General features: G+C 33.3%; 22 protein-coding genes. 12 read left to right on the forward strand and 10 right to left on the reverse strand.

What is annotated here, in order from left to right; genetic code table 11:
• Positions 1–56: 56 nt before the first annotated feature.
• The 3 genes from H611_RS0100105 to H611_RS0100115 all read left to right on the forward strand — a co-directional run bounded on the left by H611_RS0100105 (position 57) and on the right by H611_RS0100115 (position 4,451).
• Entirely contained in the window at positions 57–1,103 is a 1,047-nt protein-coding gene (locus H611_RS0100105) for a glycosyltransferase family 9 protein (RefSeq protein WP_027136428.1), read from the forward strand.
• A 105-nt stretch (positions 1,104–1,208) separates the two neighbouring features.
• Positions 1,209–3,719, forward strand: coding sequence for an outer membrane beta-barrel protein (locus tag H611_RS0100110; RefSeq protein ID WP_027136429.1), 2,511 nt, complete (start codon positions 1,209–1,211; stop codon positions 3,717–3,719).
• 174 nt (positions 3,720–3,893) lie between these two features.
• Positions 3,894–4,451, forward strand: a complete 558-nt coding sequence (locus H611_RS0100115; protein ID WP_027136430.1) for a DUF4251 domain-containing protein — start codon at positions 3,894–3,896, stop codon at positions 4,449–4,451.
• A gap of 6 nt (positions 4,452–4,457) precedes the next feature.
• Here the strand turns inward: H611_RS0100115 and H611_RS0100120 are convergent, their stop codons facing one another.
• Complete coding sequence (locus H611_RS0100120; RefSeq protein WP_245574745.1) at positions 4,458–5,270, reverse strand: DUF1853 family protein; 813 nt, start codon at positions 5,268–5,270, stop codon at positions 4,458–4,460.
• A gap of 159 nt (positions 5,271–5,429) precedes the next feature.
• Between H611_RS0100120 and H611_RS0100125 the strand changes: the two genes are divergently transcribed.
• The 7 genes from H611_RS0100125 (at position 5,430) to H611_RS0100155 (ending at position 12,656) form a co-directional block, all read left to right on the forward strand.
• The gene (locus tag H611_RS0100125) at positions 5,430–6,062 is read left to right on the forward strand and encodes a hypothetical protein (protein ID WP_027136432.1); all 633 of its coding nucleotides are present in this window, start codon (positions 5,430–5,432) and stop codon (positions 6,060–6,062) included.
• Between the two features lie 24 nt (positions 6,063–6,086).
• A complete protein-coding gene (locus H611_RS0100130) occupies positions 6,087–6,617 on the forward strand; it encodes a Crp/Fnr family transcriptional regulator (RefSeq protein WP_027136433.1) in 531 nt (176 codons plus the stop codon).
• Positions 6,618–6,681: 64 nt separating this feature from the next.
• On the forward strand, positions 6,682–7,332 hold the full coding sequence (locus H611_RS14385) for a head GIN domain-containing protein (RefSeq protein ID WP_027136434.1): 651 nt from the start codon (positions 6,682–6,684) through the stop codon (positions 7,330–7,332).
• Positions 7,333–8,076: 744 nt separating this feature from the next.
• Complete coding sequence (locus tag H611_RS0100140; protein WP_027136435.1) at positions 8,077–9,855, forward strand: prolipoprotein diacylglyceryl transferase; 1,779 nt, start codon at positions 8,077–8,079, stop codon at positions 9,853–9,855.
• A 573-nt stretch (positions 9,856–10,428) separates the two neighbouring features.
• Positions 10,429–11,046: a YqaA family protein gene (locus tag H611_RS0100145; protein WP_027136436.1), complete on the forward strand. Its 618-nt coding sequence runs from the start codon at positions 10,429–10,431 to the stop codon at positions 11,044–11,046.
• Between the two features lie 64 nt (positions 11,047–11,110).
• Positions 11,111–11,407 (forward strand): DUF3817 domain-containing protein, encoded by a 297-nt coding sequence (locus H611_RS0100150; protein ID WP_027136437.1) that lies wholly within the window; start codon positions 11,111–11,113, stop codon positions 11,405–11,407.
• The gene (locus tag H611_RS0100155; RefSeq protein ID WP_035483085.1) at positions 11,400–12,656 is read left to right on the forward strand and encodes a mechanosensitive ion channel family protein; all 1,257 of its coding nucleotides are present in this window, start codon (positions 11,400–11,402) and stop codon (positions 12,654–12,656) included. Before H611_RS0100150 ends, H611_RS0100155 begins: the two co-directional genes overlap by 8 nt.
• Before the next feature lie 74 nt (positions 12,657–12,730).
• Here the strand turns inward: H611_RS0100155 and leuB are convergent, their stop codons facing one another.
• The 5 genes from leuB to H611_RS0100180 form a co-directional block, all read right to left on the reverse strand.
• Positions 12,731–13,789: a 3-isopropylmalate dehydrogenase gene (gene leuB / locus H611_RS0100160; protein ID WP_027136439.1), complete on the reverse strand. Its 1,059-nt coding sequence runs from the start codon at positions 13,787–13,789 to the stop codon at positions 12,731–12,733.
• 11 nt (positions 13,790–13,800) lie between these two features.
• A complete protein-coding gene (locus tag H611_RS0100165; RefSeq protein ID WP_027136440.1) occupies positions 13,801–15,330 on the reverse strand; it encodes an alpha-isopropylmalate synthase regulatory domain-containing protein in 1,530 nt (509 codons plus the stop codon).
• Between the two features lie 2 nt (positions 15,331–15,332).
• Positions 15,333–15,929 (reverse strand): 3-isopropylmalate dehydratase small subunit, encoded by a 597-nt coding sequence (gene leuD / locus H611_RS0100170; RefSeq protein WP_027136441.1) that lies wholly within the window; start codon positions 15,927–15,929, stop codon positions 15,333–15,335.
• Positions 15,930–15,977: 48 nt separating this feature from the next.
• Positions 15,978–17,372, reverse strand: a complete 1,395-nt coding sequence (gene leuC, locus H611_RS0100175) for a 3-isopropylmalate dehydratase large subunit (RefSeq protein ID WP_027136442.1) — start codon at positions 17,370–17,372, stop codon at positions 15,978–15,980.
• Between the two features lie 231 nt (positions 17,373–17,603).
• Entirely contained in the window at positions 17,604–17,990 is a 387-nt protein-coding gene (locus H611_RS0100180; RefSeq protein ID WP_027136443.1) for an acyl-CoA thioesterase, read from the reverse strand.
• Between the two features lie 166 nt (positions 17,991–18,156).
• On the opposite strand from H611_RS0100180, the gene H611_RS0100185 reads away from it, so the two are divergent.
• Positions 18,157–18,573 carry a hypothetical protein gene (locus H611_RS0100185; protein ID WP_027136444.1) on the forward strand — a complete coding sequence of 139 codons (417 nt, stop codon included), beginning with the start codon at positions 18,157–18,159 and terminating at the stop codon, positions 18,571–18,573.
• On the opposite strand, the gene H611_RS0100190 is transcribed toward H611_RS0100185, so the two are convergent.
• Both H611_RS0100190 and H611_RS0100195 read right to left on the reverse strand, forming a co-directional pair.
• The gene (locus H611_RS0100190) at positions 18,570–19,247 is read right to left on the reverse strand and encodes a DUF2461 domain-containing protein (RefSeq protein WP_027136445.1); all 678 of its coding nucleotides are present in this window, start codon (positions 19,245–19,247) and stop codon (positions 18,570–18,572) included. The genes H611_RS0100185 and H611_RS0100190 overlap by 4 nt on opposite strands.
• Positions 19,248–19,317: 70 nt before the next feature.
• On the reverse strand, positions 19,318–20,094 hold the full coding sequence (locus H611_RS0100195) for a tRNA pseudouridine synthase A (protein WP_027136446.1): 777 nt from the start codon (positions 20,092–20,094) through the stop codon (positions 19,318–19,320).
• Positions 20,095–20,234: 140 nt separating this feature from the next.
• Between H611_RS0100195 and H611_RS0100200 the strand changes: the two genes are divergently transcribed.
• Positions 20,235–20,609, forward strand: coding sequence for a hypothetical protein (locus tag H611_RS0100200; protein WP_157515009.1), 375 nt, complete (start codon positions 20,235–20,237; stop codon positions 20,607–20,609).
• Positions 20,610–20,664: 55 nt separating this feature from the next.
• On the opposite strand, the gene hisIE is transcribed toward H611_RS0100200, so the two are convergent.
• Both hisIE and hisF read right to left on the reverse strand, forming a co-directional pair.
• Entirely contained in the window at positions 20,665–21,258 is a 594-nt protein-coding gene (gene hisIE / locus H611_RS0100205; protein ID WP_027136448.1) for a bifunctional phosphoribosyl-AMP cyclohydrolase/phosphoribosyl-ATP diphosphatase HisIE, read from the reverse strand.
• On the reverse strand, positions 21,255–22,010 hold the full coding sequence (hisF, locus tag H611_RS0100210; protein WP_027136449.1) for an imidazole glycerol phosphate synthase subunit HisF: 756 nt from the start codon (positions 22,008–22,010) through the stop codon (positions 21,255–21,257). The genes hisIE and hisF overlap by 4 nt, the downstream gene beginning before the upstream one ends.

The raw sequence follows: 22,010 nt of genomic DNA on the forward strand, positions 1-22,010 counted from the left end.
CTTAAATATGGACATCTTCGTACTTTTGCAGGCCCTTTATAATTAACTTCATAAACATGACATTTAAAAGCTATATTAATAATATTCGTAGAAAGGTGATGCATAGCATTACTAAAGGTGTTGGCAAGTCTTATTCCGAACCGGTTAAAGGCTCCATTCGCATTGAAGATATTAAGAAGGTTTTAATAATAAGACCTAATCATAGACTAGGAAACCAATTATTACTAACACCTATTGTACAGGAAGTCATTAATACCTTTCCGGGTTGTGAAGTTGATTTGTTCGTTAAAGGTGGTGTGGCGTTTCCTGTTTTTCAAAATTATACGAATGTTAGAAAGATTTATCAGCTCCCTAAAAAACCATTTAGTAATTTATTCAAGTATGTTAGAACTTGGGCATCAATAAAAACCAATCGCTATGATTTGGTAATTAATGGGGATAAAAATTCGTCTTCAGGGAGGTTATTAACACAATTATCGAAAGCTACATGCAAGGTGTTTGGTGATGTTCATAATGATATTCAGGAAAAACACAGGGATTACCAACATATTTCTAAATATCCTATATATAATTTAAGACGCTACTTATACCGGTTAGGATTTCCAGAAAACAACTCAGAATTACCTGTTTTAAATATTAAGTTGAACGCCGATGAAATTTCTAATGGAAATCAGATTTTGGACAATTTAATTAAAAACGATAAGAAAACCATTTGCATTTATACCAATGCCACAGGTAACAAGTGTTATTCTCAAACTTGGTGGGAAACATTTTACGCACGCCTTTTAAAGGAGTATCCGGATTTTAATATTATTGAAATGCTTCCAATTGAAAACATATCAAAGATTGGATTTAAAGCTCCTAATTTCTATAGTCAGGATATCCGTGAAATGGGAGCTATTATAAAAAACACATCAATATTTATTGCGGCCGATAATGGTGTTATGCATTTGGCAAGTGCTTCCTTAACACCAACAGTAGGTTTCTTTTCAGTTACAAACCCTGATATTTATGCACCTTACGGAAATGGAAGTTTGGCCCTGCATACCGAAAACACAACTATTGAAGATTGGATATTGGCAATAAATAAGATACTTCGTTAAAGTATTTATTGTGAAATTTAGGATTTACAAAAAGATTTTTAAATGTAGTATTCATATCCAAACTTTGTAGTGCAATTTGTTACATTTGCCTCCAAATTTAACCACATGCATTTTAAAAATACTATTTCTGTTTTCTTTTTATTATTTATAAGTCATCTGACGTTAGCCCAAATTACTGGAAAAATTATCGATGCCGAAAATGGTTCTCCATTAGAATATGCCACTGCAGCCTTGTATAAACAAAGTGATGCCAGTTTAGTAACAGGTGTCATTACCAATTCGGAAGGCATGTTTGTTATTGATAATGTGAAAACAGGAAATTACTATCTCGAAGCATCATTTCTTGGCTATAAACCATCCAGAAAAACAAATATCCAAATTAATAAAAAACGTGCTCTTTTAAATTTAGGAACTTTTAATTTAATATTGGGTTCTGAACTTAATGAAGTGGTCATTAATGCGGAGCGATCGGCAGTTGTTCATAAAATAGACCGACAAGTATTCGATACAAAAACTTATCAAAACAGTCAAGGTGGTAATGCCGTAGATGTAATTAAAAATTTACCTTCGATAACCATGAATGGCCAAGGAGACATCAGTGTTCGAGGAAGTCAAGGGTTTTCAGTGTTAATCAACGGTAAACCAACGCAGGGGGATGCCAGTACTATATTATCTCAATTACCCGCCAATGCGCTGGAATCCGTAGAATTAATTACAGCACCATCTGCAAAATATGACCCGGAAGGAAAAGGAGGCATTTTAAATGTCATTACCAAAAAGGGAGCTACTAACGGAACTTTTGCTCAGGTAAATCTTAGAGGTGGATTTCCTTCCATTGAACCTTATGATACTAAAGTGGCCGCGCAACGTTTTGGTGGAGACTTTACCGTCAATACCAAAAATGATATCTGGAATGTATCACTTGGTGCTAGCTACCAGCGTAATGATAAGACAGGAAGAAGAGAAGGGGATATGTACATTATAAATACCCCTGAAGATAAAACCACTTTTTTACCGTCAGATGGAGAGCGAAGCTTTGATGAAATCAGCTATAATGGACGTTTTAATATAGATTTCAAACCTAATGAAGCTGATAATTTCTCATTAGGATTCTTTGCTGGAAAACATACTAAAGATCGTTTAGCAGATATTGTTTATTACGATAATCATGCGGTATCTCCAATAGGTAGCGATAACAGGTTATATACTTTTGCTTATTATAATCATAACTTAAGAATCCGAAAAGGAGATTTTGCCTTAGGGAGTTTCGATTATTCGCATGAATTTAAAAATGATTCAAAAATTTCAACATCATTTTTATATGAATATACATTTTTAGGAGGGCCAACGGAAAACGACAATCTAGGACATCCCGATAATAGTATAGAATATCAAAGAGAATATAATACGAATGATAATCCGCTGCACGGAACGCGATTTAATTTAGACTACAAATTCAGACCTTATGAATTTGGTGTTATAGAAACAGGGTATCAATTTAGGGATTTAGATCACACCGGTGAGTTTGTTTATGAACGAGATGGAAATTTGGTTCCTGAATTTTCAAGTGATATCGAGTTAAATCGTACGATTCACTCAGGCTATGTGCAACTCACAGGAAATAAAAGTAATTGGGATTACGCAGCAGGCGTACGATTAGAATCCATGGACAGGTCTTATACAGAGGCTTTAAGAAGTGAAACGGTCGCAAATAGGTATGGATATGATTTCGTAAAGCTCTTCCCTTCAGCATCTGTTAAATATGCTGTAAATGATAAAACGGATTTAAAAGCGGCTTACAGTAAAAGGGTTGAGAGAACCACCACGTTTAAAATGAATAGTTTTGCAGAGCGCGAACACTCTGAAGTTTTTGAACAAGGTGACAATAAATTATTGCCTGAGTTTATCGATTTAGCAGAAATAGGAGTGACTAAAAAGATTAAAGGAGGAAATTCAGTTTATGCGACCGCTTATTACAGACATGTTGAAAATGTAATTAATCGTGTGAATACCTTGGCTTATGAGCAAAACGGAGCCATTATAGATAGTATTATTAATCGCGTGTATTCCAACGTCGGAAGAAGTAATGCTCTAGGTTTAGAAGTAGGAGCCACGATTAAGCCAACAAAAAATTGGACAAACATTATTGGAGCCAATATTTACAATTACGATATAAAGGGGGAATTAGTATTCCAGCATCGTGATGGAATAGAAAGACGTTACGACGTCGATACGGAATCTACCATTTACTCCATAAATTTTAATTCAACATATAATTTCTGGAAAAATGCTTCTTTGCAATTTACCTTTAATTATCTATCTAATCGGGTTACGGCTATGGGTGAAGATTCCAGATTTTATTCTCCTAACCTAACTTTTAAAAAGTCTTTTTTAGATAATCGTCTTAGTGCTACTCTACAATGGCAAAATATTGATATGGGCATGCTAAATAGTAATGAACAGCGTATAACAACCTCCAGAGCCAATCAATTTTACACCACTACAAATTATGTTTACGAAGTAGATATGGTGTCATTAAATCTGTCTTATACGTTTAACCATTCTAAGAATAAGGCCAAATTTATAGACAGTGAATTTGGTAAACGAGAATTCTAATAATTAGCGTCATATTAAAATAAAAAAGACTACAACGATCGTTGTAGTCTTTTTTATTTTAATACCATACAGACTTAATGATTTGAAAACAAGAGATTCTGTTAATCTATTTTTAAAAATTATATGATTTTCTTATTTCTTCGTAAATTTAGTATAATGTAAAATGAATAACTTATGAAAGTCTTAAATAATATAATAGTACTGGTTTTGTTTACCATAATTGTAAGTTGCGGAACATCAAAAACCACAGCAACACCAGAGCAAATTGCGGCGTTAGAGGAAATGGTAAATAATAAAGAATTTCGTATTGAATCTGATTGGGCATACCCGCAAACAACAGCAGCCTTACAACGGGTCATGAATTCCGGATTGATGAATCCTGGAAGTTCTTCTGGAGCCGTTAATTTAATTGGTAATCCTAATTTTCTGAAAGTTTCAAAGGATAGTGTAACTTCTTTTTTGCCATATTTTGGAGAACGTCAAATGAATGTATCGTATGGTGGACGTGATAGTGGTATTGAATTTAATGGGGAAATGAGTGATTATAAAGCAGAGAAGTCTAAAAATGGGGGCTACAAAATAAGCTTTACCGCACAAAGTCATTCTGAAAGTTTTAATGTATTTATAGAATTATTTCCCAATAAAAATGCGTCTATGAATTTAAATGGAAACTCAAGATTTCCGATTCGTTATTCTGGAAATCTTGTAACCGAAGAGGATAAAAAGGATTAAGTTTTATCAATCCCACCAGACCACAAATACTTTTTCTATAACGCCATTCGGGTGTTTAATCCAAGTTAGTGGTGCTGTTTCGTTTCTTATATATGTAGCAATTTCCTTTTCAAAGGTTGAAGTATGTAACCAATTGACATTTGGTTTTACTTCGCATAACCAATTGATTTTATTAGGAATATAACCCTTACAATTTGAAAATTGACTTAATTGTTTAAAGTGGATATAATATCCTGTTAAACAGGCTTTATTTAATACATTAAATTTAACAGAACGTTTAAAATAAGGAATAAATAATTGAGCTTTAAATAAGACACGCTGATTTATATCTGAAGCTTTTAAATGAAGTTTTTCTAAAATTTTGTTGGTTAGATGATTGTGTAGTAGTGGTAATTGTTTGTCTCGCAATTTAGTAAGCTTATTTAACAAACTATCTTTTCTATTTGGTCCAATCCAACATTCAATTTCATTCTCTGATATTTTATGATCATAAAGATAGAATTTAAACACAATTTCTAAATGAATGGGCTGGTCTTGGTATTTAAGAATGCAGTCTATTTCTCCTTTGGTGATTTTATTGTCTTGAATTTGAATATTTTCTAGAAGAATATCTATAGAATCATGTTGTTTCAGTTCATAACTAACGAAGCGTTCTACGCGTTTTCCTAGTCTCAGATTAGAAAGTATGGTATCATTAAATAGGCTCGCAGGAATCTCCTTTAATTTAAATTGCTTGATATTAAAAATGGAATTTGTTTCCCAAAGCAAAGGGGTATTTAAATAACCAATGTATTGTTCTTGTGTAGAATGTATGAGCACTATTAAAGATATTTTTAGATGATAAATGTATGTAAGTTTTTAATATCAAAAATAAAATTATAAGTCATTTCATCGTGAATATTGTGAGTTCATATGATTTTTTGCCAGTAATTCAGATTATTATATAATTTTAATTAATTGAAATATAACAAGACCCCTATGAAAGCAGTCGTTTCATTTTTCTTACTGGCAGTAACCTTTTGCTTTTCTTTGAATATGTATGCTCAAGATATTGCAGGTTTATTAGATGGTAATTCTGAAAATTATAAAAAGCGCAGTCCTATATACGATTATTATGGTACGACTTTAAACAACACCGATACCGTTCCGGATTTCGACATAAAAGAGAATAAACTAAAAATAACGGGTACTATTTATCAGAGCGACGGTATTACTCCTGCTAAAGATGTAATCTTTTTTATTTATCAACCGGATGAAAACGGTAATTACGAAATGAAAAAGGATGAAAAGAGAAAGCGTTATGTACATCATAGAGCTTGGATTAAAACCGATGCTGATGGTCGTTATACTTTTTATACCTTTATGCCCGGTAAATATGATAGAGTGAAAGAATTAAAACAAATTCATAGAATCATAAAAGAACCGGGACAACCGGCAAAAGATTTGAATGCTTTCTTCTTCAATGACGATCCACTGATTCCAGAACTAACATTAGCTTGTCGTGCGAAAGCGGTGCCAAGTATGTTAAGACTTGAAGAGGAGGGAGGTATGCTAGTTGCAACTAAAGATATTAAGTTGAAAAAGGACAGTAATGCCAATATTCTGCAGTAGTTAGCATTGTTAAATGAAATGATAATGAATGAAGCGCTTTCAATTCTTCTAAATAAGGGCACTTCAAAATCTTATTCTAAAAAAGAATTCATAATAAGGCAAGGCGAAACGTCTAATAAAATATATTTCGTTAAACATGGTGTTACGCGACATTATGTACTAACACGAGATGGCCAGGAAAAAACAATTCGGATATCTTTAGAGCAGGATTTTTTCTACAGTTCTATTGTAAGTTATTTTAAAAATGAAGCCAGTTATATTTATTGCCAGTGCTTAACCGATTGCGATTTAATCTATTGGGAGTCTTCATTAATTGAAGAATTATTTAAAGAATATCCAGATTTAGAAACTTTTAAAAATCAGCAATTAATCAATTTTATACTTGAAAAACATACAAGAGAAATTGCACTTATAACACAAAATGCAGAAGGTCGCTATCAGCAGTTTTGTAAAACCCGATTAGATTTATTTAATAGAATTCCACATCATATCATTGCCTCTTATCTTGATATTACCCCAGAGACCTTATCCCGATTGCGATCAAAAAAATCTTGATTTACATCAATGTTTAAAATACAAATAGGGGATAATTTTACAATCTAAATTAAAACTACAAGTTATGAAACAGATTGTTATTTTATTATGGCCTTTACTATTTATTATGAATTCATGTTCAAAGGACGATATATTAGTAGGTTCAGGGCGTTTAACTTCTGAAATAAGGATGGTAGATCCTTTTAATCAAATTTATAGTGAAGGTGTTTTCGACATATTGATTAGTCAGGGAGATGTTCAATCTGTTGAAATTATTGCTGATGATAATATCATGCATTATGTAAAAACGGAGGTTTTTGATGATGAAATAAAATTGAGTTTAAAAGAAAATAATTACAGAGATATTCATGTTAGAGCTATTATTACCGTTTTAAGTTTGAATAGTATTAAGAATAGTGGGGTCGGAAATATTAATGTTGAAAATTTAAATATCGATTCGGGTATGTTTATTTTAAATTCAGGAACCGCTAATATAGACATCTCAGGCACTTCAGATAATCTATCCATTAGAAATGAGGGAAGTGGAGATATAAATGCATTAGAGTTTCAGGTAAATGAATCTTCCTTAGAAATAATTGGTAGTGGTGATTGTAAAGTTAATACAGCGAATTATTTATATGTAAATATTGAAGGTAGTGGAGATGTGTATTATAAAGGTTCGCCAGAGATTGAAAGTCAAATTTTAGGCTCCGGAAAGATTATAAAGGTCAATTAGCTAAAATTTTATATTAGAAACACGAATTATAAAAATAAATAAACTTCAGTAAAAACAAATTTAACCGATATAGAGTACAGGTTGTTTGGTAATTGGTTGTTTATAATGTAATAAAAATCACTTTTTATTGTATTTTATTGAATCGAGTGCTTTGCGAGAATTGCGTATTTAAAATTTCGTGATACTTTATACGGTTTATTAAAATTATAGGCGGTTTAAATAACTATGAACTATCATTTTTCGGTATAAAAGAAAAAACGGTTTGAACTAGTTCATTTAAGAATTCAATTTTTTATGTTTGTTTAATTGAATACGGTAAAATATCGATGGTGATAGGGCAATTATTATAGTCAAAAATATCATGAATATTGACCAGCCCATCGATTGTAAAATTTCATATCCGGAAAACACTACGAAAAAAGTAATTACTGCGATTTTCATTAGAAAATCGAAGACATTAAGAAAAACCATTCTCTTTGAAAATCTAAATCTCCAATTTTTTAAAAACTCTAGTAGATACCAAGCGATTACAATTACAGCTAACAGATACTTATAATTAATAGATATGGATTTGATGTTTTTGTAAATCTAATAAAATCCTACGTGCTATTATTGATATTTAAGCATAAAATGTAATGCCAAATGGCTAATAATAGACCATAATATTACCTATATTGAAGATAATTTTGTAAATTTAAGAAGCCTTCTTTTCAACCAGCCACCTCTTTAGCTAAATATATAATCATGGAAATTACTATAGCTAATCCCAAGGTATTATTTAAGCTATTTTATTTATTAGCTTTTACATTTATTTTTATTGTAGTTCTTGTCAAAAGTCAAAAAAGAGGTTATCACCTAAGGTCGGTTTTATTAATGCTGACTACAATTTCACTTTTTACAGTTATTGGTTCAAGATTATTTACTATTCCTGTTACAGAATGGTATACGGCGATATACCAAAATCCAGAAATGTTTAATAATAGATCTTCTATAGGCGGTTTACTTTTTGGTTTGGTAGGCCTTATTATTTCACAACGTATCTTTGGATTTAACAGACCCATGTTAGACTTATACGCTTGGATGGGCATTGTAGCTATAGGTATAATAAAATTTGGGTGCTTATTTAATGGTTGTTGTTATGGAGTGCCAACAAACAGTTTTGTTGGAGTACAATATCCACCAGGAACCCATGCACACTTTAATCAATGGGTGTCAGGATTTATAGAAAATACAGCAGCGCTGTCATCCCCAATACACCCGGTGCAGCTATATGAAAGTTTATTATTATTTATAGCTGGTTTTGTAGTTTATAAAACGCATAAAAAGTGGAAAAAGAATGCAAGTGCGCTACTTTTTAGCCTGTCTCTGTTTTTTATTATTCGATTTGGTATTGAATTTGTTCGTGACGCTCAAGGTTCGCAATTTAACAATCTGTATTATTTTGGGCTAAGATCATACCAATGGAGTATGCTAGGATATGCATTTCTGTTTATATTGTTGCTTTATATTTATGAAAGGCGAACAAAAATAGAATGGGTGAAAGGCCTCCAAAATTCACCTTATATTCATGCCGATTTCATTTATGTAACCATTATAGCGATACTCATTTATACCTTTAAAAATTTGTTTTCGCCTTATGAATTAGCTGTTATCTGGATTAAATTTATCCCTGCTATTATGCTGTCATTGTATTATTTATATTCTGATAGCAGGCTCAAACGCTACCGGTTTATTACTACAGTAATTTTATTGGCACCACTGTATGTTTTAGCACAAACTATTCCCGACAAAACTCTTGAATCGAAATATTATAAACGGATTGATGTTGGTGGTTCATTTGGTAATTTTGCAAATTCAGTTAATTATAATCCACAAGAAGGTGAATGCGGCACGTCGTATTCTAGTCAATATTTCAAGCAAGTGTATCAAGTAGGAGGATTAGGGTATTCTAATGTTAAAATAGATGAGAAGAAAACCTTCACTTACGGTGCTAATATTTCGGGAGGAAATATAAAAAGTACCAATTTACAAACTCAGGAATCTCAATCCGAATTTATACTCGCTATTAATCCTTATCTTAAATTAGACCGCAAATGGATTGGAGGCGGCATTGGATTGCAATTAGGAAAATTAAGACTTAATAAAGATGAATTTTATAATTCTGATAATATAAAGGACGCTCAAAAAGAATACAATGTTTTACCTGAGTTTTATTTAAGAGTTGGACCTCGAAAATATCTGGACATCGATTATAACTACGGATTTATTATGCCATCAGCATTTCCAACCTTACAATCCAGATCAAGTATTGGCAGCGCCTTTGGACTTAGTGAAGATTATAGTTTAAGGTATGGTCGTATTTGGAATCTCGAAACCGATTATATAGCTGCTCAGGCCTTAATTACGAAACAATTTGGAATAAACATCATGTATGTTTTTAAAGAACAGCAATTTGATTATCTGGGAGATAGTCCTTCAGGAAAATTTGTCTTATCTGTAAATTATAGATTTGGTCATCGATAAACATGCCTGCAATAAAATTCTAATACCTAAAAATAGATACCTGTTATAATAAGAGCAAAAAGGTTAGCTTTTATTTTGGCGTTGGCAAGCGGTCGAAGTTATTCACAGATTATTATTGTTATAATAAGGAGCTCATGAATGCTACGCATTTGTATGTAAATTAAAATTGCGTATTTAAAAAAAACTGGACGTTTGTACGGAATATTAAAATTATACGAATTATAAAAACCTGAAGTGTCATGACCCAAACGAAAACTTTCAAGAGTATCTTTTAAACAATCTGGGATATTTTATATAATAGAACATTATAGCTACCGAATATAGTTACAATAGTTTTCCGCAAATTGCTTTGACATAATTATGGTGACGATATAAGCCTAAAGGCGTTATATCTATAATTATGCACAAATAGTAAAACTATGCGCAATTTGCTACATTATATTTGCACTATAATTTATATTATGTAAAATAGAAAATATGGTCTCTTAATTAATGTTAAAATAATTTTAAACTTACCCCATTCCTTTCATTGGCTTTTACAATACGTATATTTGCAAGCTCTTGTCATTCCTTATGAAGCAAAAGCAAAAAACAAAAACCAGTAAGTCACGCATACAGCTATTACATCAGTATTATAGCTATACAGGATTTTACAGTTTTGTTTGGCAAGCCGTTCGTAAAGCTATTCCTTACATTGTTTTAATAGTTATTGGTGTTTATATTGTAAACCATTTTTTTAGTATAAATGAAGCGCTTATTCATCTTACTAAAACATTACCCGAATATGGTGTATTGAGTTTCTTTTTTCTATCGGAAACCCTATTAGGTTTAGTGCCACCCGAAATTTTTATTGCCTGGGCAGGCAAAATGCCATCACCTTGGTTGTATCTATCATTTTTAGCCATATTGTCCTATACAGGAGGTTTATTGTCCTATTATATCGGGTATTATATCACTGAAATTCCTCGAATTCATAAGTATTTGGAAGAAAAAATGGAAAAGCAATTAAAAAATTCCCGAAAATGGGGTGGTTTTTTAATCTTGGTTGGAGCTTTATTACCACTGCCCTTTTCAATTTCTTGCTTAGCTGCTGGTATCATTTCCTTTCCGTTCAGAAATGTTGTAATATATGGTTCTTTAAGGTTTTTACGTTTCGTTATTTATGGTCTTGTAATCTTTAATGCATTATAAAAAAGTCATAAAGCTGGCTTGAAATTAAGTATAGACCGTTACTTTTGTAGATAAATTTAAATTTATGTTTTCATTTATCAATATCTTTCGTCTAGTAGCCTTTCTTGAAGGCCTTTCTTATATTTTATTATTATTTATTGCAACACCAATAAAATATCTTTTAGATGATGCGCAATATGTAAAATTACTTGGGATGCCACACGGTTTATTATTCATTGCCTATATTATTCTGGCGATTATGATAAAACCGGAATTACGGTGGAATTCTAAACAATTCACTTTAGTTTTATTGGCATCTATCCTCCCATTTGGAACTTTTTATATCGATTATAAATATTTAAAAAGCGTTAATAATGGATAATTACAAGCATTTAATTTATAATTATCTTATAGAATGGGGTGCTTCACAAAAGTTAGCTGAATATGTGAATGTGTTGGCCCTCATGATTATATTTTCGATAGTGATCTTTATTTTGGATTTCATTATTCGAAAGGTATTAATAGTTGTTTTTACCAAATTTGCATCATCCACAAAGACAAATTTTGATGATTTACTGATAGCAAACAAGGTTCCTAGAAATATAGCACACATCATTCCCTTGCTCATTACTTTGGAAGTCTTTCCCTTAGTGTTTTTTGATTTTCCGGAATTTGAAAGTGCTGCAGAAACCTGTTTGAAGATCTTTGCCATTATCCTAACGTTATGGGTGGTGCGTAGTATACTAAATGCCATTAAAGATTACCTGAAAACCTTATCCCAATTTAAAGATAAGCCTATTGCCAGCTATATTCAGGTGTTTATGATTTTTGCCTGGGTTATTGGTGTTTTTTCTTCCATAGCCATTATCACCGAAATTAAATTTTCCGATTTTTTAACCGGATTAGGTGCAGCTTCAGCAGTTATTTTACTTGTTTTTAAAGATACTATTTTAGGCTTTGTAGCAAGTATTCAGGTGTCTATAAATGATATGGTTCGTATTGGCGACTGGATAACTTTTGAAAAATATGGAGCCGATGGCGATGTGACCGAAATTACTTTAGCAACGGTTAAGGTTCAGAATTTTGATAAAACTATTACGACCATCCCTACTTACGCTTTAATTTCTGATTCGTTTAAAAACTGGCGAGGTATGACGAACTCTGATGGTAGGCGTATTAAGCGAGCTTTGTATATAAAGCAGGACAGTGTAAAATACCTGAAAGATGCCGATGTTGAAAAACTTAAAGACATCCAGTTAATAGAAAGCTATTTAGATTCCAGACAATCAGATATTAAGACTTATAACGAATCTCAAAATATTAATAAGGCATTACTATTAAACGGAAGAAACCTAACTAATTTAGGTGTGTTCAGAAAATATATCGATTCGTACTTAAAAAATCATTCGGCTATAAATAAGGATATGATGATTATGGTACGTCAGCTAGCTCCAACAACACAGGGTATTCCCTTAGAGATTTATGCTTTTAGTAGTGATAAACGTTGGGAAAATTACGAATATATAATGGCTGATATTTTTGATCATACCATTGCTGCACTACCCTACTTTGATCTAGAACTTTTTGAATTGCCAAGTAGTTCTATTTTCAATAAAAAGATCGTTAATTAGATAATATAGTTAATTAATAAAAAAAGGGTGCATTTTAAAATGCACCCTTTTTTTATAAGTAATATTAGGTTTTACTAGATGTTAGCAGCTAACCAGTCACCAACTTCTTTAGTACCATAAGATTTCCCGCCTTCAGCCAAATCTTCAGTTACAACACCTTCAGCTAACGCTTTATTTACAGCATCTCTAATAGCTTTCCCTTCTTCTGGTAAGTTAAAAGCCATTTCGAACATCATTGCTGCCGACAAAACAGTAGCCATAGGGTTTGCTATGTTTTTACCTGTCGCTTGTGGGTACGATCCGTGAATAGGCTCGAATAAAGCAATATCAGACCCCATAGATGCCGATGGCATTAATCCCATAGATCCTGAGATTACCGAAGCTTCATCAGTTAGAATATCACCAAATAAATTTTCTGTAATTAATACGTCGTAACTGTTTGGCCACTGCACTAAACGCATAGCAACAGCGTCAACAAATTCGTAACTTACTTCAACCCCTGGGTAATCCTTTTCCATAGCTTGTACGGTCTCTCTCCATAAACGAGAAGTTTCTAATACGTTTGCTTTATCTACACAACATAACTTTTTGTTACGAGTCATAGCTAATTCAAATCCTTTTTTAGCCAAACGCTGCACTTCAGCTCTAGTGTAAACACAGTTGTCGTAAGCAGTTTCACCTTCATCTCTTCTACCCTTTTCTCCAAAATAGATACCTCCAGTTAACTCGCGTAAAAACACTAAATCGGTACCTTCAATACGCTCCTGTTTTAAAGGAGATTTATCTAATAATGAAGGAAATGTAAACGTTGGACGTACATTTGCGAATAAGCCTAATTTTTTACGCATTTTTAGTAAGCCTTGCTCAGGACGCACAGGTGCTGATGGATCGTTATCGAATCTTGGGTGACCAATAGCCCCAAATAACACGGCATCTGAGGATGCGCAAACTTCATGAGTGCTATCCGGATAAGGTTCTCCTACAGCATCAATGGCTGCCGCTCCTGTTAATGCGGGTTTCCAAGTAATTTCATGTCCAAATTTTTTGGCCACGGCATCACTTACTTTTACAGCTTGTTCAATCACTTCAGGTCCTATTCCATCACCTGCTAAAAGTGCTATATTAAATTTCATGTTTTATATTCTTAATTAGTAATAATGTTTAACATTTTTTCAGTGGCTTTAATAGCCGATACGGTTTGATCGGAATCAAGACCGCGCGTTTTAAATTCTTTCTTTGTTTCGGTGTTTTTCCATGTAATTATGGTTTCACACAGAGCGTCTGAATGACTTCCCGGAGGGATTCTTACGGCGTAATCAATTAAATCTGGTAAATTTAATTTAATATGTTTATACACCTTATTAAGGGCATTCATAAAGGCATCAAATTGCCCGTCTCCTTGAGAGTTTTCTTCATACGTCTCCCCATTAATAGAAATGGAAACTGTCGTAGAAGGTTTTAAGCCTTTCGCATGGGTTAACACATACGAATTTACCTTAACGTGTTCTTCATATGAATAGCTATCTAAAACATCTGAAATGATATAAGGCAAATCTTCCTTAGTTACCACTTCTTTCTTGTCCCCGAGTTCAATGATCCGTTGTGTAACCTTTATTAAATCTTCATCGTTTAGCTGAAGCCCTAATTCTTGTAAATTCTTTTGAATATTAGCTTTACCAGAAGCTTTTCCAAGTGCGTATTTACGCGTTCTGCCAAAACGTTCAGGCATTAATTTGCTAAAGTAAAGGTTTTTCTTATTGTCACCATCAGCGTGTATTCCAGCGGTTTGCGTAAACACGTTAGCTCCAATGATTGGTTTGTTAGCAGGAATCATAATTCCTGAAAAGTTTTCGACCAATTTACTAACGGTGAAGAGCACTTTTTCATTCACACCAATTTCAATCTGTGGCATAAAATCGTTAATTACAGCAATCGTACTAGCCATAGGAGCGTTACCAGCGCGTTCCCCCATACCATTCACCGTAAGATGCAAACCATCAGCTCCACCATTTAATCCTGAAACCACATTAGCAACACCTAAATCATAATCGTTATGGGCGTGAAAATCAAAATGTATATCAGGGTATTTATCTTTAATTTCCTTTACGAATTCATATGCTTCGTTGGGCGTTAAGATTCCTAATGTATCAGGAAGCATGATGCGGGCTACTGGTTGAGTAGTTAAAAACTCTAAAAACTTAAAAACATAGTCTTTAGAATTACGCATACCATTACTCCAATCTTCTAAATAAACATTGGTTTTTATTCCTCTTTCAGTAGCTAGATCAATCGTTTCTTTAATTTCTTTAAAATGCTGATCTTCCGTCTTTTTAAGCTGATAAGTTAAATGATTTAATGAGCCTTTAGTGAGTAGATTTTGAACTTTAGCTCCTGCTTCAATCATCCAATCTATAGACACACCTTTATCAACAAATGTTAAAACTTCAACCTTGTCTAAGTAGTTGTTTTCTGCAGCCCATTTGGTGACATTTTTTACTGCTTGAAATTCACCTTCAGAAACTCGAGCAGATGCAATTTCTATACGATCCACCTTCAGTTCTTCAAGTAGTAACTTCGCAATGGTGAGCTTTTCTGAAGCTGAAAACGACACTCCCGAGGTTTGTTCACCATCGCGAAGTGTCGTATCCATTATTTCTATTCTTTTAGGAGTCATGTTTATAGTGGCAAACCATTAGCAAACTCTTCAATTTCTTCCTTCATATTTTGTAAATAATCAATATCATCGAAACCATTAAGCATGTTTTCCTTTTTATAGCTGTTGATATCGAATGATTCCTGAGCACCAGTTGAAAGAATTGTGATGGTTTGTTCCGGAAGATTCACTTCGATTTCTGTATTTGGATCGTCATAAACTGCATTGAATATTTGTTCCGCGAATTCAGGACTTACCTGTACTGGTAATACTCCGATGTTTAAACAGTTATTTTTAAAGATATCGGCAAAGAAACTTGAGACAACGCAACGAAATCCGTAATCGTAAACAGCCCAGGCTGCATGCTCTCTTGATGAACCAGATCCGAAGTTTTTACCTCCAACTAATATCTTTCCGCTGTAAATAGGGTTATTTAAAACGAAATCTTCTTTTAAAGAATCATCGCTGTTATACCTCCAATCACGAAATAAATTATCGCCAAACCCTTTACGTTCTGTAGCCTTTAAGAATCTTGCCGGTATAATTTGGTCGGTATCAACGTTTTCTAATGGTAATGGTACTGCTGTACTAGTTAATATATTGAATTTATCGTAAGCCATTTTGTAATTTAATTAATTGTTTAATCTTTGATTTTTTTGCATCTCTGATTATAATAAGTCACGAGGATCAGTTACTACGCCTGTTACCGCAGCTGCAGCTGCTACTAGCGGACTAGCAAGCAATGTTCTTGATCCTGGTCCTTGACGTCCTTCAAAGTTTCTGTTCGATGTACTAACCGCATATTTACCAGCAGGAATTTTATCGTCATTCATAGCTAAACATGCCGAACACCCAGGCTGCCTTAAGGTAAATCCTGCTTCAGTAATGATATCTAAAATCCCTTCTTCTTTTATTAAGTCTTCAACTTCATGAGAACCTGGCACCAACCAAGCCGTAACATTATCAGCTTTTTTACGCCCTTTTACGATAGAAGCAAAGGCTCTGAAATCTTCAATACGACCATTTGTACAACTTCCTAAGAATACATAGTCGATTTTCTTGCCAATCATAGAGTCGTCTTCATGATACCCCATGTAATCCAATGATTTTTTGTAAGTAGCAACCCCACCTTCCACAGCTTCTGCATTAGGAATGTGTTTTGAAATACCAATGCCCATACCTGGATTGGTTCCGTAAGTAATCATAGGCTCGATGTCGGCAGCATTAAATGTTAATTCTTTATCGAAACTAGCGCCCTCTTCAGTTTTTAACGTTTTCCAATGGGCTACGGCCTCATTCCATGCCTCACCTTTTGGAGATAATGGTTTATCCTTTAAATAAGCAAAAGTAGTTTCATCTGGAGCTATCATACCGCCACGAGCACCCATCTCGATAGATAAGTTACAAACGGTCATACGCCCTTCCATCGTCATATTTTCAAAAACATCACCGGCGTATTCAACAAAGTATCCAGTAGCTCCTGAAGTAGTTAATTGTGATATGATATATAAGGCCACATCTTTAGGAGTCACTCCTTTACCCAATTGCCCATTTACGTTAATGCGCATTTTTTTAGGTTTAGGCTGCATGATACATTGGGTAGACAGTACCATTTCTACTTCCGAAGTTCCAATACCAAAGGCAATAGCACCAAAAGCACCGTGTGTAGAAGTATGTGAATCACCACAAACTATAGTAGCGCCTGGAAATGTGATTCCGTTTTCAGGTCCTACCACGTGAACAATTCCGTTTTTCTTATGACCAAGTCCCCAGTGGCTAATCCCGTATTCTTTCGAGTTATCTTCTAACGCTTTTAACTGGTTTGCGGATAAAGGGTCTTCTACTGGTAAATGTTGATTTATAGTAGGTGTGTTATGATCTGCCGTCGCAAATGTACGCTCTGGATACAACACTTTTAAGCCTCGATTTTTTAAACCTAGAAAAGCTACTGGACTAGTAACCTCATGAATAAAATGTCGGTCTATAAAAAACACATCTGGTCCTCCTTCAATTTTCCTTACAACATGTGAATCCCACACTTTGTCAAACAATGTCTTGCTCATAAATATTTATTAATTTAATTTTTATTTTAGTAAGTCATTCTGGTAGTTCATCAATTTTACCAAAGGTTGACAAAGTTAATTAAAACTCCCTTTTTTTTAGTATTTAATAAAGTATAAGGCGCAATTGTGAGGTATTTTTATAAAATTATTAATGGAAGCAGAAAAAATCGATGATATTTTAACGGAATCGTAAAATTGGTCATAAATTTCAAAGTTCAAAACAAGTAGACTTTATCCAAGTCTGTCGGAAACATACTCTATCTCTGTTTTACCATGGGGTTTTGCTTTACCATCTTCCCCCAGACTAACCATAACTATATTAGCAATAGTGATAATCGTTTCATGTGTCATTTTATTCCTTACTTCACTGCTTAATACCAAAGACGCTTTTCCGAATTTTACAACATCGATACCTATTTCTATGATATCACCCTGTCGAGCCGAGGATTTGAAATCGATTTCACTCATGTATTTTGTTACTACACGTTGATTCTCTAATTGAATGATGGCATATAAAGCAGCTTCTTCATCAATCCACTCTAGTAATCGGCCTCCAAACAAGGTACCGTTTAGATTTAAGTCTTCTGGTTTTATCCATTTTCTTGTATGGAAATTCATTTCGATAATATGTTTTAATGTTCTTGAATGGTCTTTAAATCCAACAATTTAAAGGACTCATTAAAAATATGAAATCTTACGCTGTTAATAAAGTAGTTAACAACTAAAATGGCTTTTATATAAATCAGTTTTAATATTTAATAGCTTTAATAAAACTCTTTTGATTATGAACACACGACAACTTAACTTAACAACCATTCGCCCCGACATTAAAACCACTACAATACATGATAACATGAGTAGTGATGAGCTTTTTCAGAATTCAGTTTTGCGACCCATAGTTAAATTACAAAACGATTTGCTTATTGAAGTTTTTAAAAATTACGTAGGCAAGCACAAATCAGTCTTTTACGATTTATCACTTGAAAAACGTATTGATTACATTGAAAATGCCATAATTAAGGACATGAAGTTTCGTAATTCGCTAAAAGGTATGGTTATTGGTTTGTTTACGGTAGAAGAATATATTACCTATATGCAAAACTCTTCGGCTTTAAATAAACGCATGATGCATATAGTTAAAGAAAATTTGCTGAGTAATATAATATTATTTGAAAGACCTGAGGTTTTAAAAGCAATTTAAATTAATGAGACACCATTTAAATCGGTGGTAAGTACGTCGCTCATATAATTAAAATATGGGCGTACGACCTTAAATGCTATATCTATTTCCGAAATAAAATTAGGGTTAAGCACCTCATTATCGGTATATTTCTTTATGAAAATATATTGTTTTTTCTTAATAAGATCGATGGCTTTGTGGTTTTTGTTAAAACCTCGTGGTGCCGATTTTACTTCGTCTCCTACAAAACCACCCCAAACATTTCTAAAGTTCGGTTCGTTAATAATTTCTCTAATTTCGGTATCATCCATTTCAAATTCCTTTCGAATTCTTAATAAATCGGCTGAGGCTGGCTCCCAAAAACCTGTTGCAATAAAACTTTCATTATTTGGTTGTATATGAATGTAATACCCACCTCGAAGTGCTGGCTTAACGCGATGAAACGAACCACCGAAATTTATTTTATAAGGGTCTTTGTTTTTAGAAAACCGTACATCTCGGTAAATGCGAAATAATTTTAATTTATCTATGCTGTCATGCCTGTTTAAATCATATAACGCTTGATTGTAAAAAGCTTTAATTTCTTTTTGAATGGTTTTAAATTCTGATTTATGATCATTAAACCAATCTCTATTATTATTCTTTTCTAACGTTTTTAAAAATTCTAAAACATTTTTAGATATCATTACACTCATGAGATATAGTATTTAAGCCATTATAAAAATACAATATTGCCTTGTTGTTTTCAATGAATAAAATTATTCCTTATTCAAAATCAATGTTTTTTAGTATTAAGCCAGAAGCAGGTGCAATATATTCCATTTTAACGAAATTTTCAGGTTCAAGGCTATATTTGATGTCGTTTATGGTTAATTTATGTTTGCCTAAATCGATTAAAGTGCCCATCATAAGTCTTATTTGATTTCGCATAAACCCCTTACCTTTAACTCTTAGTATATAAGACTTTTCAGGAAAATAATTAGCTGTATAAAGTGTGTTTTCAACAATTTCACAAGTTGTGATTTCCCTATTATAAATGCCATTATCAGTTGGCTTAAAACAATACGATTTAAAATAGTGTTCTCCTTCAAATAGTTTAGCACCCTCAATCATTAGGTCTATATCTAAATCATCTAAAATGGTTGTCATAATAGGAGCGCAAAATGGATGACATTTTTCTCCATAAGTGAACAGGTATAAATATTCCTTTACTTTAGAGTGATTAATGATATTGAATTCGGCATTAACTTCTCGAATGCTTAAGGCGCGAATATCTTGAGGTAAATTATAATTAAACAATTCTAAAAAAGCTTCTTGGTCGGCAATGGGTTCTCTCAAAAACAATTCGAAAGCTGCGCACTCTGCAGAAACCATGGCATCTGTACGACCAGAACTTAAACTCTTAAAGTATTTACCTTCTAAAATAAAGTTTAAAGTTCGGTCCACCATTAAGTGTAGTGTTTTCACATCTGGTTGTTTTTGCCATCCGTGAAACCGATATCCTAAGTACTGAATATTAATAACGTAAAAATATTTTTTCATGAAGTATTTAAAATCGGCGAAATGTAAGTTATTTATTATTTCTAACAAAAATTTTATAAATAGTATTAAGTTTTATTAACGAAATAATAAAAATTATGACAAATCAATTACAAAGTAAACCACCTATTTGGTTTTGGATTGTGAGTGTAATTGCCTTATTCTGGAACGCCATGGGTGTAGACCAGTATATTGGCCAGGCCTACAAAACGGAGCGCTGGCGTGCTTCTATTAGCAATGAACAATTTGAAATTATTTCTAATCTTCCAGCTTGGCTCACAGCAGCTTTTGCCATTGCTGTATTTGCAGCCACCATTGGGAGTGTCGGACTCATATTAAAGCAAAAATGGGCCTACCATTTGCTTGTGATTTCATTAATTGCAGTTGTGATACAGATGGGATATTATTTAATGCAAGGATATACTGATCACTTAGGAATGACACTTAGCATTATTGGATTTGCTATTTTCCTAGTATGGTTTTCTAAAAAATCAGTTGAGGAAGGCTGGTTGGATTAAATTTGAAAAACACACATTTAAAACAAGGCATTAGATATCTAATGCCTTGTTTTTTTTACTTATGTCGTCCTTTTAATTCTTTCTCTATGTCTTTTAAAGTAAACCCTTTTGCCTGTAGAAGCATTAAATAATGAAATAATAAATCAGCCGATTCATATAAAAATAACTCATCGTTACTATCCATGGCTTCAATAACTGTTTCAACTGCCTCCTCTCCTACTTTTTGCGCCACCTTATTAATACCTTTAGAAAATAAGCTGGCTACATATGATTTATTTGTGTCTTTGTTTGCTACACGCTCAGCAATCACATCTTCAAGTGTTGAAAAGAAGCCATAACGAGATTTGTTTTCTTCTCCCCAACAATTATCGGTGCCTTTATGACACGTAGGTCCTACAGGGTTAACGCGAATTAAAAGCGTATCGTTATCACAATCATTTTTAATATCTAAGAGGTTTAGGAAATTCCCACTTTCCTCTCCCTTAGTCCATAGACGTTGTTTACTTCTACTAAAAAATGTTACTTTCTGGGTTTCTAATGTTTTTTGGTATGCATCCTCATTCATATATCCTAACATTAATACATTATTTGTTATTGCATCTTGAATGATTGCAGGTACTAAGCCATTTGCATCGTATTTTATGGTCATAATCTTACTTCAATATTATGTTCTTTTAATTCTTTTTTTAGCTCAGGAATTGGAATTTCTCCAAAATGAAATACACTGGCAGCTAAGGCTGCATCTGCTTTACCTTCTTTAAAGGTGTCCACAAAATGAGATACCTTTCCTGCGCCTCCTGAAGCTATAATTGGGATGTTTAATTCTTCCGATAATCGTGCTAAGGCTTCATTGGCAAATCCATTTTTTGTGCCATCATGATCCATTGATGTGAATAAAATCTCGCCTGCGCCTCGTTGTTCTACTTCTTTGGCCCATTCGAACAAATCAATTTCGGTTGGTATACTTCCACCGGCTAAATGCACTTTCCATTGACCTTCAATTTGTTTGGCATCGATTGCCACCACTACGCACTGACTTCCGAATTTATCAGCTAATTCATTTACCAATTCCGGGCGTTTAACGGCCGAGGAATTTATGGAAACCTTATCAGCACCACATTGCAATAAAGCATCAACATGCTCTACGGAAGAAATTCCACCACCAACTGTAAATGGAATATTTACCTGCTCTGCCACGTGCAACACCATATCCAATGTAGTTGCTCGATTTTCTAATGTTGCTGAAATATCTAGAAACACTAATTCATCTGCTCCAACATCAGCATATTGCTTAGCTAATTCAACAGGATCACCGGCATCTCGCAAATCTACGAAGTTAACACCTTTTACTGTGCGTCCGTTTTTTATATCTAAGCAGGGTATAATTCGTTTTGTTAGCAT

Origin of the sequence: Gaetbulibacter saemankumensis DSM 17032, from assembly GCF_000425645.1 — a bacterium.
Lineage (GTDB): Bacteria > Bacteroidota > Bacteroidia > Flavobacteriales > Flavobacteriaceae > Gaetbulibacter > Gaetbulibacter saemankumensis.